Origin of the sequence: Bartonella sp. MM73XJBT.G (assembly GCF_028618435.1) — a bacterium.
Taxonomy (GTDB): Bacteria; Pseudomonadota; Alphaproteobacteria; order Rhizobiales; family Rhizobiaceae; genus Bartonella.
Genome location: NZ_JAQISW010000001.1, coordinates 66,247 through 81,290 on the forward strand (window position 1 = coordinate 66,247; position 15,044 = coordinate 81,290).

Annotated in this window: 7 protein-coding genes; 5 read left to right on the forward strand and 2 right to left on the reverse strand. The window is 38.3% G+C overall.

Annotated features, from left to right (window positions below; all coding sequences use genetic code 11):
* Positions 1-75: 75 nt before the first annotated feature.
* The 5 genes from PVV59_RS00265 to PVV59_RS00285 all read left to right on the forward strand — a co-directional run bounded on the left by PVV59_RS00265 (position 76) and on the right by PVV59_RS00285 (position 4,387).
* Positions 76-984: a metal ABC transporter substrate-binding protein gene (locus PVV59_RS00265; RefSeq protein ID WP_273753883.1), complete on the forward strand. Its 909-nt coding sequence runs from the start codon at positions 76-78 to the stop codon at positions 982-984.
* Positions 981-1,811, forward strand: a complete 831-nt coding sequence (locus PVV59_RS00270) for a manganese/iron ABC transporter ATP-binding protein (RefSeq protein WP_273753884.1) — start codon at positions 981-983, stop codon at positions 1,809-1,811. Before PVV59_RS00265 ends, PVV59_RS00270 begins: the two co-directional genes overlap by 4 nt.
* Entirely contained in the window at positions 1,808-2,674 is an 867-nt protein-coding gene (locus PVV59_RS00275; protein WP_273753885.1) for a metal ABC transporter permease, read from the forward strand. The genes PVV59_RS00270 and PVV59_RS00275 overlap by 4 nt, the downstream gene beginning before the upstream one ends.
* Positions 2,671-3,576 (forward strand): metal ABC transporter permease, encoded by a 906-nt coding sequence (locus PVV59_RS00280; protein ID WP_273753886.1) that lies wholly within the window; start codon positions 2,671-2,673, stop codon positions 3,574-3,576. The genes PVV59_RS00275 and PVV59_RS00280 overlap by 4 nt, the downstream gene beginning before the upstream one ends.
* Positions 3,577-4,000: 424 nt before the next feature.
* A complete protein-coding gene (locus tag PVV59_RS00285) occupies positions 4,001-4,387 on the forward strand; it encodes a YbaN family protein (protein WP_273753887.1) in 387 nt (128 codons plus the stop codon).
* A gap of 515 nt (positions 4,388-4,902) precedes the next feature.
* On the opposite strand, the gene pncB is transcribed toward PVV59_RS00285, so the two are convergent.
* Both pncB and PVV59_RS00295 read right to left on the reverse strand, forming a co-directional pair.
* The gene (pncB, locus tag PVV59_RS00290; protein ID WP_273753888.1) at positions 4,903-6,207 is read right to left on the reverse strand and encodes a nicotinate phosphoribosyltransferase; all 1,305 of its coding nucleotides are present in this window, start codon (positions 6,205-6,207) and stop codon (positions 4,903-4,905) included.
* A 150-nt stretch (positions 6,208-6,357) separates the two neighbouring features.
* On the reverse strand, positions 6,358-14,919 hold the full coding sequence (locus tag PVV59_RS00295) for a GH36-type glycosyl hydrolase domain-containing protein (RefSeq protein ID WP_273753889.1): 8,562 nt from the start codon (positions 14,917-14,919) through the stop codon (positions 6,358-6,360).
* Between the last annotated feature and the right edge of the window lie 125 nt (positions 14,920-15,044).

Genomic DNA, 15,044 nt, shown 5'->3' on the forward strand with positions numbered 1-15,044 from the left:
ATTGCAAATGTAAAAGATAACTGTTATTGCTAAATGATAATGCAAATCATTCGCAATAAAGAAAAGAGAAAATTAATGAATATAAAAAAAATTTCTACTCTCATTCTGGTAAGTTTTATTTTTCTTACTCCCAATTTAGCGGTATGTGCTGGTAAATTTAAAGCTGTTACCACATTCACTATTATTGCCGATATGGCGCGAAATGTAGCAGGTGATGTAGCTGATGTTGAATCAATCACAAAACCAGGTGCTGAAATTCATGAATATCAACCCACCCCTCGTGATCTCATGCGTGCGCAAGGTGCAAATCTTATCCTATGGAATGGGCTAGAGTTAGAACTTTGGTTTGAAAAGTTTTTTCAAAATATCAACGATGTTCCAAGTGTGGTCGTTTCAAAAGGTGTTGTACCCATTAAAATTGGTGAAGGTCCCTTTAGTGGTAAGCCCAATCCTCATGCTTGGATGTCACCCACTTCTGCTCTGATCTACGTTGATAATATTCGCGATGCTTTTGTAAAGTATGATCCTGAGAATGCTGCTATTTACAAAGAAAATGCTGAAATTTATAAACAAAAAATTCGTGCGACCATTGATCCCATTAGAGCTGAATTGGCAGAAGTTCCTCAAGATAAGCGTTGGCTTGTCACCAGTGAGGGGGCATTTAGCTATTTAGCACGTGATTTTGATCTAAAAGAGCTTTATTTATGGCCCATTAACGCTGATCAGCAAGGAACACCACAGCAGGTTAAGCATGTTATTGATATGGTCCGTAAATATAATATCCATGCTGTTTTTTCTGAAAGCACAATTTCTCCAGCACCTGCTAAGCAAGTCGCAAGAGAAACAGGGGCTAAATACGGTGGTGTTCTCTATGTTGATTCTCTAAGTGAGAAAAATGGTGAAGTCCCCACTTATATTGATTTATTACGTGTTACGAGTGGGCGTATTAGCAATGCCTTATTAGAGGGAGTAAAAAAACAATGACGGAATGTGGAATATTTGCCCAAGGGGTAACGGTAACTTATCGTAATGGACATACAGCTTTACGCGAAGTGAATTTTGAAAGTCCAAAGGGATCTATTACAGCATTGGTTGGCGTTAATGGATCAGGTAAATCAACATTATTTAAAGCAATTATGGGGTTTGTAAGTCCTTCAAAGGGGAAAATTCGCATGTTTGATTTGCCCGTTGATGTCGCTTTGAAAAAAAATCTTATTGCTTATGTTCCTCAAAGTGAAGATGTGGATTGGAATTTTCCTGTTCTGGTTGAAGATGTTGTCTTGATGGGGCGGTATGGTCATATGAATTTCTTTCGCTATGCCAGCGCACGAGATTATGAAGCTGTTCGTGTTGCCTTGGAGCGCGTAGATATGTTGCCTTTTGCCAAGCGCCAGATTGGAGAACTTTCTGGTGGACAGAAAAAGCGTGTTTTTCTAGCGCGCGCTTTAGCACAAAAAGCAAAAGCTATTTTATTAGATGAACCGTTTACAGGGGTTGATGTTACAACAGAAGATAAAATCGTTGCTTTGTTACAAGATCTTCGTAAAGAAGGAGCAGTAATCTTAGTTTCTACCCATAATTTAGGCTCTGTTCCGGAATTTTGTGATCATACGGTTTTAATAAAAGGGACTGTTTTAGCTTCTGGGTTAACAGAAAAAATCTTCACAAAGGAAAATCTGGAGAAAACTTTTGGAGGATCTTTGCACCACCATATTTTTGATCTTCAAAACACTAAAAAAAATAATGTTTTCATGGGAAGAAAACAATCCACAGTTTGTGAAAATATTGAAAAAGTGGAGCACGTTGCATGATTTCTTTTTTGCTTGAGCCACTGAGCTATCAATATATGATAAATGCAATGTGGGTTTCTGGATTAGTGGGGTGTGTTTGTGCCTTCCTTTCGGCTTTTTTGATGTTAAAAGGTTGGTCATTAATTGGTGATGCGCTATCCCATTCGATTGTTCCTGGTGTCGCAGGAGCTTACCTTTTAGGGTTACCATTTTCACTTGGCGCTTTTTTTTCTGGTGGTCTTGCTGCAGCAGCTATGCTGTTTTTTAATCAGCGGACAAAACTGAAAGAAGATACCATTATTGGTCTCATTTTTTCTTCCTTTTTTGCTTTTGGATTATTTCTCAAATCATTAAAACCAATGGCTGTTAATATTGATACGATTGTTTTAGGAAATATTTTAGCAGTCAGTTCATCAGATATTATACAATTGGCTTTTATTGGTTTTTTCTCTTTATTTCTATTGCTTTTAAAATGGAAAGATCTCCTTGTTTCTTTATTTGATGAGACGCATGCACGTGCCATTGGACTGAACGTAAAGTTTTTAAAGATTCTCTTTTTTACACTGCTTGCTGCTTGTACGGTTGCTGCTATGCAAACAGTTGGAGCATTTTTGGTCATTTGCCTTGTGGTAACACCTGGAGCAACAGCTTATCTTCTCAGTGATCGTTTTACGAATATCTTGATTATTGCAGTTATAATTGGAACATTCACAAGCGTATTGGGTGTTTATGTGAGCTATTTTTTGAATGCACAAACGGGTGGTGTTGTTGTGCTTTTCCAAGCATTTTTGTTTATGTTAGCTTTTATTTTTGCTCCTAAACACGGGTATATTGCTGCACGTTTACGGATCAATGCAGCCAAAAAAGGGATGATATTGTCATGATTGATCAATTACTACTTCCTTTTCAATTTTCTTTTATGTTGAAAGGCATGCTTATTGTTATGATCCTTTCTATTCCAATGGCGATGCTTTCTTGTTTTCTTATTTTGAAAGGATGGGCACTATTAGGAGATGCCATTTCCCATGCCGTTTTTCCTGGTGTTGTTGTTGGTTATATGACAACGCCGTGGGTGATAGCATTTTTGACTTCTTTACCATTTGCTTGGCTTCAGCATATGCGTCCAGAGAATATTACAATGACTTTGATTACGTGCGGTGCTTTTGTTGCGGGTATGGTTTGTGCTCTTACAACAGGTTTTTTAGGAAGCAATAGTCGTATCAAACAGGATACAGTGATGGGTGTTGTTTTTTCATCGATGTTTGGTTTAGGACTTGTTTTGGCAACATCTATCTATAGTAGCCTAGATTTAAATCATATTCTATTTGGTAACCTGTTGGGCGTTAATTGGCTTGATATTACACAGACAGCAATCATTTCTACCATTGTTACTTTTATTTTAGGAGCAAAATGGCGCGATTTTATGCTGTATATTTTTGATTCAGTACAAGGTCGTGCGATGGGATTGCGAATATCATTACTTCACTATACTCTCTTAACAATGATTTCTCTCACGATTGTCGCGGCTTTGAAAGCTGTTGGAATTGTGCTTGTTATTTCTTTACTCATAGCACCAGGAGCAATTGCTTATCTTGTCACAAAACGGTTTTCTTTTATGTTAATGATTGCGATACTTGTTGCAGCTCTTTCTGGTTTTTTAGGGATTTATCTCAGCTTATTTATCGGCTCTGATTCTGCTTCCACAATTGTTTTGATCTTAACGTTGGTTTTTATTGCTATTTTTATGATGATTTTCGTTCGTCGAAACACAGTTCAAGAAACTTGACTGTGATAAAATTTATGCATATCAGCCATGCATTTTTATACATTGTTTCTCATGTTTATTTTAATTAGAGGTTGAATCGCTAGGTTATTTTTCCTCCTAATGTCTAGCAAATGAATGCAGTACGTTTTCTCCTCCCCCCAACACTGCATTCTTAATTAAGAGGCTGCATTGATTTATTCTGCAGCCTTTTTATTTTTTTACTTTTCTAAAATGTCTTCTTATTTCTTGAAACCATTTAAAATAATTATCATATTGCAAAGCGATTTAGTATCCTGAAGGAACTTAATGACAGTAAAGACACTTACACATAGAAATGGTAGAGAGGGGAAATAGTAAAGAGGGATTATTCACTCAAAGATATAAACAATGAAACAAATACAATTTTTTGTGTAAAGTTTTACGTGGAGGAAAGTAATACGAGAGAATGAAGAAATATTTCAAGATATCACACCCTTTACGTCTCTGCTATTATATAGCAGGTTGGATAATGGTTATATTAGGCATTATCGGTGTGGTATTACCTATTATGCCAACGGTACCTTTTTTGTTGGTTGCCTCATGGTGTTTTACGCGTTCTTCTCCACATTTTCATCAGTGGTTGAATAATCATCGTATTTTTGGTCCCCCTCTTAAACGATGGGAAGAAAGAAGAGCTATTTCTCCATTTGTTAAAATTTTTGCCGTGATGAGTATGACAGGAGGGGGATTATCCTTTTTCGTAATGGTACACCCTCCTTTATGGATTTCTTTACTCGTTGCCGTTATATTATTGTTGATTGCTATTTATATTGTAACACGTCCATCTTCATAATGATAGAAAAGGCTTTATGAGATGCTCTTTTGATTTATTTGTTAAAACAAGTAAGAGAGACTTTTCCTTCAAGTTTTACATATAACCTCTCTGTATTCAAAATGCATATGCAATAACAAGATTTTTAAAAGCAATTGATTAATACTATGTTTGTGAAATAATTTTTCTGAGCAAAGAAAATTATGTACAAACCCCTTAGAGTTCATAAAAAGTTGCTTGGTAAACAATGATAAATTATATTCATTAAGAGGCTTTATTTTGTAAAGCATGTAAGCTTCTTTCGCTAAACTTCCTTGGCAGATTAAATTAAGTGCATCGTGCATATTTTTAAGTTTTTCTTATTGCGCCTTGTACAAGTAAAACACCTTTGTGAAAAGCCAAGTGGAATCTGCTTAACAAAAAGCCAAACGATTTACAAACCTTCAAAGGGTTAAGAGCCCTTTTTCTCAGGGTAGGAAAAAGATTAGCTTTATAAACAATATGATGAATCAATACATCCGTTTAAGAGCCGAAAACTACATCTTTATAGGTCCAGAAAAGCGCTTTTTATCACCAAAAAAATTGAGATAACGTTGTACTTCTTTTGAATTACCAATCGTTTTTTCAGGATTATCTGAAAGTTTTACAGCTAGTCGACCATTGGCATGGGTTACCTTACAAACAAGGGAAAGAGCATCAAGGGTTGCGATTTCTTGAGGAGCACAGCCTGTAAAGTCATTGGTAAGATCAGTACCCCATCCAAAACTCATGCGCACTTTTCCCTGGAAATGGTGATAGGTTTTTTCAATTGTATCGACATCAAGTGCATCAGAAAAAATTAAGAGTTTTTCGCGTGGATCTTTCCCTTTTTCTTTCCACCATTGAATAATACGTTCTCCACCTTCAATAGGAGGTGCACTATCCGGTCTGAAACCTGTCCAGTCAGAGACCCAATCTGGGGCATCGCATAAAAATGCTTCTGTGCCGAAAGTATCGGGCAAAACAATGAGAAGATTTCCACCGTAATAGCGATTCCAATCTTGCAAGACTTTATAGGGTGCTCTGTGTAGATCATCATCATTTTCTGCAAGAGCAGCAATAACCATGGGTAATTCATGGGCATTGGTTCCAAGAGCTTCTAAATCTGTATCCATGGCTAAAAGAACATTAGAAGTTCCGGTAAAAGAATTGCCAATACCTTCTTTTAATGCTTCAACACACCATCGTTGCCATAAAAAAGAATGACGACGCCTTGTCCCAAAATCAGATATTTTAATATCAGGTAATTTTTTAAGGCGTTCAACTTTACTCCACATTTTTGCTTTAGCGCGTGCATAAAGCACATCGAGAGCAAAACGATCGAGGTTTTTCATAGCGGCACGTGAACGTAATTCACTGATAATAGCAAGAGCAGGGATTTCCCACATGGAGCTATGAGCCCATGGACCATGAAAATGAAGGATATATTGGCCATCTTTGCGGGTAAGTTCATATTCTGGGAGTTGAAAGTTTTCAAGCCAATGAAGAAAATCTGGTTCGAAAATTTGTTTACGCCCATAAAATGTATTACCAGCAAGCCAAATCATTTCTTTTTTTGTAAAGCGCAAGCTCAAGGCATGATCAAGTTGAGCACGCAGCTCATTCTCATCAATATCATCGGCAAGACGTATTGTTTTGCTGCGGTTTATGAGGGAGAAGGTAACATTGACATGAGGATAAAGCCCCCAGATCATCTGTACCATAAGAAGTTTATAAAAATCCGTATCGAGCAATGAACGAATAATAGGATCAAGTTTCCAGGTATGATTGTAAACACGCCTCGCAATATCTGGATGATTCATAACCCTCGTTCTTTCAGTCTCGTAGAATATAAAATCACTTGTGCTCCAACAAAATCCATATAGGCCAATAAAATACATATAGGAATGAGAGAAACTATAACAACTCTAAGGTTTGGGGCAAGAATAAAAAAACTTTTATCTTTTCTGTTTTTAACGTTTAAGAATGCGTATGATCTCATGTCGTCCGGTTTTTTCCAACTTTATCCCTGCTTGAATATGAGCATATTTTTTCCCATCAACATGAAGCATATTTTCAACTCCCCATTTTACGGTAATGGTATAAACAGCCTCATGAAATTTCATTTTTGCTTCATATTCAGACCATGAAGAAGGTAAATGTGGATCTAAGAATAATTGATCATCTTGACGATTAATTCCAAGAATGGCTTGTGTTGCGGCCCGGTAGAACCAGCCTGCCGAACCTGTATACCATGTCCAACCACCTTGCCCACGATATGGTTCAATGGCGTAAATATCTGCGGCCATGACATAAGGTTCAACACGATAAATTTCAGGATTTTGTCCATGAGTAATCGGGTTAATCGCAGAAAATAAAGCATAAGCTTTATCGCTTTCACCCATTTGCGCAAGCGCCAAAATACTCCAAATAGCACCATGCGTATATTGACCACCATTTTCTCGAATACCTGGAGGATAACCTTTAATATAGCCGGGTTCGAGAGTTGTTTTATCAAAAGGTGGCCAGAAAAGACGTATAAGACCGCTTTTTTCATCATACAGCTGTTCAAGCATTGATGCCATTGCTTGTTTTTGTCGCTCAAGCGATGCCATTTGCGAAATAACAGCCCAAGATTGAGCAATGGTATCAATTTTACATTCATCATTTATTTGAGAGCCAAGAGGTGTGCCATCATCAAAATAACCACGTCGATACCAAGCACCATCCCAACCGTTTTCTTCTAAGGATTTTGTTAAACGTTCAAGATATGCACTCCATTTTGCAACACGGGTGTTGTCACTCTGTTTTTTGGCAAGGGGGATAAATGTTTGTAGTGTGGTACCAAGAAACCATCCCAACCACGTGCTTTCACCTTTTCCTTTAATACCTACCAAATTCATGCCATCATTCCAATCTCCGCCTAAAATAAGAGGAAGTCCATGTGGTCCACAGCGTTTGATAGCAAGATCTAAAGCCAAAGCACAATGTTCATAAATTGTGGCGACCTTTAAGGATTGTATGGGCTTAAAATAAGCGTCTTGTTGTTCATTGTTGAGAGTATCTCCTTCAATAAAAGCAATAGGGGTATCAAGAAATATGCTATCACCAGTGGTGTTGACATAAAGCGCTGTGCCATAAGCAAGCCACACAATATCATCAGAAATACGCGTGCGAACACCGGCATTTGTATCAGGCAACCACCAATGTTGTACATCGCCTTCGAGAAATTGATGTGCTGCGGCGTTTAACAATTGTTCACGCGCCAGTTTTGGATTCAATAATAATAAGGACAAGCTGTCTTGTAACTGGTCGCGAAAGCCAAATGCACCACTTGCTTGATAAAAGGCAGCGCGTGCCATCATACGGCAAGCGTAAATTTGATAAGGAAGCCAATGATTGACCATAAGATCAAAAGAGGGGTCAGGTGTTTTAACTTGGAATGGGGAAACAAAATCATCCCATTGCTGTTTTTGTTGTGTGAGCAGAATTTCAAAATCTCTTGCACGCACGTTGTCTAGTAAATTTTCCGCTTCTTGCCTATTTTCAGCACTGCCAAGATAGAAAATGATTTCTTTTGTTTGCCCTGGGTGAAGATCAATATCATAGGAAAATGCTGAACAAGGATCACAGCCTGCTTCAACTGTATTTGAAAGAGCATCTGCGTTACGGATCGCGTGAGGATGTGTCACTGTTCCCGTTAGACCGATAAATTCAGTGCGATCAGTAGTCGTACTTGTTGGTATTTGGGAAGCAGACAAAAATGCCACTTGTTGAGATTTGTCGATGTGGTAGGGATTTTGGATAAAATGTGCACCACGTATAGGATCATAACAGGGGAGTATGAAAGGTGCATATTTTGTACGGACATTACCCAAAACCCATTCAACATAATTATAAAGGCGTAAACTGCGTGTTTTTTTCCCACTATTTTTAAGGGTAAGCCGTGAAAGACGTACAGGTTTTTCTGGATAGAGTATATGGGTGAGCTCTAAGGCGATCTCTGTATGTGTAGATTTAAAGGTTGAAAATCCAAAACCGTGGCAAGCCTCATAGACAACATTTTCATCACATTCAACGGCAGAAACGGGTGAGAACCGTTTTAAAGAAAGGCGGTCTACAAGATAAAGTGCTTCTCCTGGACGGTTAGAAATGGGATCATTACTCCAAGGGGTTAGTTGATAATCACGGCTATTATTTGCCCAAGTAAAGAGTGCTCCTTCAGCAGAGACATGGAAGCCAAAGTTTTTATGAGCAATGATGTTAATCCATGGTTGTGGTGTGGTGGTATGCCCATGAAGACGTATTACATAATGATTATGATGATTAAATCCACCATAACCATTCCAATATTTTAGATCATTTCCCTCAATGGGGAGAGGTGAAGTTTTTTGTTGACCGATAAGACCAAGAGAAGCAAAAAGGCTTTGCTCCGTTGATATTATACTTTGTCGTTCTTGATTATGTTTTGGGTCGTTTAATTGATAATAGGATTCTTGATGGCTCTTATGGATGGTGAGATCAAAGTCATTATTGTCAAGGTGTTTAAGTTGTTCAGACAAAGATCCATTTTGCGCATCAAGAATGACGCGTGCTGAGGCAAGAAGGGTTTTAAAACTCTGTTCATTCATTTGATCACGCCGAAGTGTGAAAATATGTTGGCGTTCATCTGTATCATGAATGTGATGGCGATAGGATTCGCATACCCATTCAATAGCATGTTGTGTATTTTGTATGTAGGAAAATGCCTGTTCATTAAGAATGACAAGATCAACAATAAGTCCACGCATACGCCAATATTCATGTGCTTTAAGAAGTTCACGTAGAACAGTGATATCTCCCTCATTATCTAATCTGAGAAGACAGAGCGGAATGTCTCCTGAAAGTGACATTGGCCAAAGATCAGATTGTTTACCAAGATTTTTTGCTAAGTTTTTTGGAGAAAGACGCCATGTTCGATCGAGATAGATAAGTGGTGTTGCATATTTTTGATAGGTAATAGCTTCTTTCAGATCGATACCACTTTGATAGAGCGAGACTTGTGAGCGTGTCCATGCCATTGAAAATTCTTGCTGGAATATATTGGGTTGCTGATAATGTTTAATATAATTGTGCAGTGTTTCTTTTGCATGAGCAGCAAAAGTCCAAAAAATGAGTTCAATTTTTTCGTGTGCTGGAATTTTTACACGGCATCGCAGTGAGATAATGGGATCAAGCACACAACCTTGACTGTTGCGAAAATGCGTATTGTTGTCAAATGCAGCAGGTCGATGAATAGATCGTCCTCGACCAATAAACAGTAAGCGGTCCGTTTCAGCTTCTGTTTCTTGGATATTATCACCAGTAACAAAATGGGCAATGTGGATTTCAGGGTCATTGGGAGAGCGTTTGCGCCTTTTAGCAAAAATTGTTCTTCTTCCCTTAGCAATTTCTGTTTCTATAAACAATCGCGAAAAAGCAGGATGAGCTTGGTCTACATCTATTGTTGCGAGAGCAAGTTCACCATAAGAGGTCACTTCAATGATACGCTCTTTGTTTGTTGTATTAATAAATTGAAGACGTCTACCTTCACCGCACCCTTCAGATGTAATAAGACATTCAAGTGTTGATTTGATACCATCAACCATTTTTATATATTCAGCTTTTTCATCTGTAAAAATGCAGACTGCTTCTTCTCCGACAACACGTGTTGGCTCACCAGTTACAGACCACCAACGACCATTCTCTATATCACGGAGAAAGAACAAAATCCCTTGTTGATCTTCTGTTGCATCGGGAATAAAGCGCGTAATCGCATAATCATGCCAACGGCTGTAACCAGAACCGTTGGCTGTCAACATTGTAGAATAGGAACCATTGGACAAGAGCAAAGTTTCACGTGGTTTAAGCAGCGGGTTCTTGATAATACGCAAAGGAGCATCGTTGAATTCTTGATAATTATTACGCATGCGATGAATAACTTTGCTATGAATGATGGGAATTTGATGTGGTGCTCTTTCCTGTAATAAAAATTGGATTGCTTCAACAATTGGGTCACGGTGAAAGCGATCACGCATCCGCCCTTGAAAAATAACATTGTCGATAGCAAGAATAGACATGCCATGATGATGCGCATAATAATTACGTACCACAGCGTATTTTTCGCCTGTTTTCACGCGTGAAGGGGTAAAATCAAGAGAATCGTAATAACCATATGTTCCTAAAGCTCCAAGATTACGGAGATGTTTTAAATTGGTCACGGTTTGGTCAGGGACATATTGTGCTGCTAAAAGACTAGCATAGGGAGCAATAACGGTATTGCGTGAGAGACCACGTTGGAGACCGAGGCTTGGAACACCAAAATGAGCATATTGGTAATTCATTAACTGATCACGAGCGTTAAATGCAGCTTCTGAAATGCCCCAAGGTACTCCACGTTTATAGGCATATTGTATTTGATGATGAATGATCAGTCGATTGGTTTGATCGAGGAGAGATCCCAAAGGTTCGTGCATAATAAGGGATGGCATGAGATATTCGAACATGGAGCCAGACCATGATAACAATGCACCTTTCCAACCAATGGGGACGAGGAGTCGACCAAGATGAAACCAATGCTTCACTTTTATATCGCCTTTTGCGATAGCAAAAAGACTTGCAAGGCGCGCTTCTGAGGCGAGTAAATCATAACAATTTTCATCGAGTTTATTTTCTTGAACACGATACCCAATAGACAAAAGATGCCGTTCAGCTTGTTCTAAAAAGTCAAATTTCATATCGAAGGCAATTTGCCGAGCTTCTACAGCCAAACTAGTTAATTTTTGCGATAATTTGTCTCTGTTATAGCCGCTAGTAGCGTCATGGTGGTGAGCTTCACAGGTTTCTAAAAGACATTTTGCCCAAGAAAGTGTTTGAGAGGATTTTGTCGTTTGAACTTTTTGATGAAGTTCATCTATTAAGTGGATAAGATCACGAGCGATAAGTGATAGCTTGATAAGCTGAGAAATGATGGTGTTTGGTGTTTCTACGACAGTACTCATACAATGATCAAAATTGGTGATGTGCTTTTCGATTTTTTGACGTAAGGAATGTAAAATAGGTTGATTATCCGGAATTTCTTTGACAGTTTCTTCCAAAAGAGCATGAACATCCCGCAAGCCGTCCAGATCACTTTGAATAAAAATATAAGGTTTTTCAGCCCATTTTCTTAAGGCTGAAGCAAGGGTCAGTAAATGGCCAGCAAGATTTCCTGAATCAACAGTTGATACATAAGTGGGTAAAAGAGGTTTGAGAGTATCCGTTTCATACCAGTTATAAAGATGCCCACGAAATTTTTCCATTTTTGCAAGAGAGCTTAATGTACTTTCAATGCGGGTAATGGTTTCTTTACAACTAATCCAGCCAAAGTCACGCGCAGCAATAACAGAAAGAAGATAAAGCCCAATATTGGTAGGAGATGTGCGTTGTGCAATCAGAGGTTCAGGATCTTCTTGAAAATTATCGGGGGGCAAATAATTGCTTTGCGCATTGACAAAGGTTGCATAGTAAAGCCATGTCCGTCGTGCAATAGAGCGTAGCGTTTTTTTATCTTCAAAAGAACTATGAAGAGTATCTTGAAATGTTGAAGGTTGACTCACAATCCATGCAATTAAGGGTGAAAAAAACCATGACAGACCAAACGGTAAGGCAATAAAGCTTGCAAAATTATGGGAAAAGAAAGGAAGTGCTATAGCAAGAAGCCCCATAAGTGTTGCTGACCACATTGTAAAGATATAGAAGCTCAGACTATTGGGAATAGATTTTGTTGCAGCAGAGGTTTTCCATTCAAGCAAGTGCTGTTTTGAAATCGTTATGCGATAAAGTGTGCGGATAATTGCATCAGTCATAAAATAAGCTGCATGAGCAAGAAATGTCATTTTAAGAAATATATTTGCGCCTGTCAGGGTCGTTTTATTGAAGATTAATTGAAAATACCCACGTAAAGAATCATCAATATTGGATGGAAAAAGCGTTTGTAAGATACTTAAAATTGGTGCAATGAAGAGACTAAAGAGCAAGAATGTTTGCCAAATAATTGCACTCTTTAATGGCAAAAGAGACCATCCAGCAAAGGCAGCAATGAGCCACATCAGTGGTGTGAGGGAACGGCGCAGATTATCTTGCATTTTCCAACGTGTCGTAGAGCTAATTTGACGAGGGAAAAAGAGATAAGGCAAGAGTTGCCAATCTCCACGAATCCAACGGTGATAACGTGCAATATCCATATTATAAGCTATTGGATAATCCTCAATGATTTCCACATCACTCACCAGTGCGGTACGTGCATATCCTCCTTCTAAAAGGTCATGACTAAGAACAGTATTTTCTTTAATTTTGCCATCAAGTGCTTGCTGAAATGCATCAAGATTATAAAGACCTTTGCCAATAAAAGTTCCTTCTCCCAAAAGGTCTTGATAGGTATCAGAAACAGCAAAGACATAAGGATCAATACCGCGATTGGTAGAAAAAACCCGTTGCAAAATTGATGTTTCTTTTCCTGTGGTAAGAGAAGGCGTAATACGGGGTTGTAAAATGCTATAGCCTTTTATAATCTTTTCATGGAGCGGATCAAAAGTATGACGGTTGAGCGGATGGTTCAGTTTTCCAACAAGTTTTGTGACACATTCAGGGGTTAGGCGTGTATCTGCGTCCAGCGTCATAACAAAACGGCAATCCATGGGAAGATGTGGGTTAGGGGGATAAAAGCTAGTGTTTTTATCACCTCTTAATAACAGATTGAGTTCGTGAAGTTTACCACGCTTTCGCTCCCATCCCATCCAGCATTTTTCGCTGGTATTATAAAGGCGTCGACGGTGTAAAAGGAAAAAAAGAGGGATATCATCACGATGATAACGACAATTAAGTTTATCGATACTCTTTTGTGCATAATACAGCAATTCAAGATCATCTTGCGTTTGTTCTAAGGGAGAATCTACCCAATCTGTGAGAAGTGCAAAATGGATGGCGCCTTTGGGATTGGAAAGGTAATGCACTTCAAGGTTGCGCACTTGCTCATCAATATAATCACGTGAGGTGATTAAAGTAGGCACAACAACCATTGTGCGTGCATGTTCCGGAATCCCCTTTTTATATTCATAACCAATGAGTTGTTTTGAGGGAATAATCCATGAAACAACAGTGTTGAAAAAAGCAAAAGCAGCATCCATAGCAGGAAACAGCGCTAATGCAGTGAAAAGAAGAGATATCCAGAGTGTTTCAGATGTCTGTAAGAGAGCGTAGATTGTAAGCAAAAGGATAAGCGTGAGAAAAGAGACAGGAATAGTAATAATGCGTATCTTTGAAGAGCAGAAAAACCGTGCCCATTTTATAAGCAAAGGTGGAGTATAGCCACATGCTTTTTCAAAACTATGCTGCCCATCACCGATAAGGTACCACCCAACAGAGGAGTGCAGAAGTGTATTTTCAGAAGGAGAACGTGCTATTTCTATCGCTTTTCGTGCAACTTCCCATTCACTAAGGGGTGAAAAGCGAGCAATTTTTTCAATTACTTGTCGATAAATATTGCGTGAATGAGCATCAATTTCGGAAAAATCACTATTTTCATGCAAAATAGAGTCTACAGAACTAACAGTTTCAAACCATACTGTCCAATCAACGTCACCAAATGCTTTAAGGGCACGGATAATATTGCCCATGGTGACACCATCTGTTGCTTGGCGCATATGTTCATCAGTTGTGACGGTTTCTAGGCTGCTACTTTGGTTTTGTAATTGCTGTTCAAGCCAATTTAATGCTGTTGTTGAATCGATAGATGCACTGCGCAGACGATAGAATAAATAAGCTGAAAAACTTGAATCAACAGTGAATGGTGCATAACGCGTAAAAAGAATATGTAATTTTGTTTCATTATCAGTGAGGAAAATTTTATCAGCAACTTTATAAGCAAGCTGACGCATAGTGCGTGTTTGTTCAATACGCAGTGCAAGACGACGGACATTTTCAATGAGCAACATCTGTATAACAGAAGGAAGAGCCCATAATTCACCAATTTTGAGAGCATCAACTTCTTGAAATCCATTGATCATAGTCGTGAGTGTTTTTTGTGAAAATATGCTGTCCGTATGGGCAATATAAAGCCAAGCTAAAGCAAAGATACGTGGTATGTCTTCCTTTTGTTTATAAAGAGGAAGTTGTTTAATGAAGGACTTAGATAAATTACGACGGAGTTGTTGTATTGTTTTGTCAATAGTATAATGATTATCAAGCAGCCATTGAGCAGATGGCGCCATGGTTTCATCGTTTCGAGCAGCAATATAACAGGTGTGAAAGACACGGAGAATAAGTTTAGCATTTTCATCCAACCTTTTGTGAAAATTATTTTCTCCTTTATATTCAGGGAGCGAAATTTCTTTGCCAGAAGCTATATCATGCCCTAGGGTATAAAGTTCATCCTGTGATTTATAAATTGCACGAAGAGGAAGAGCCGTATTAATAAAATGGTCTTTTTCCTTCTTTTGAGAAAAAAAGTACTTTATGAAAGGTATTGTGTACGCCATAATGTCCCATTATTATTCAATTACATTGCTTATTATTTAAAATGTAAGCATTTTATCTAAATAGTGAACCGTTGATAGACAAAAAACAAACTTTTTGTTTTTTTTATTTGCAAGTAATTATAATA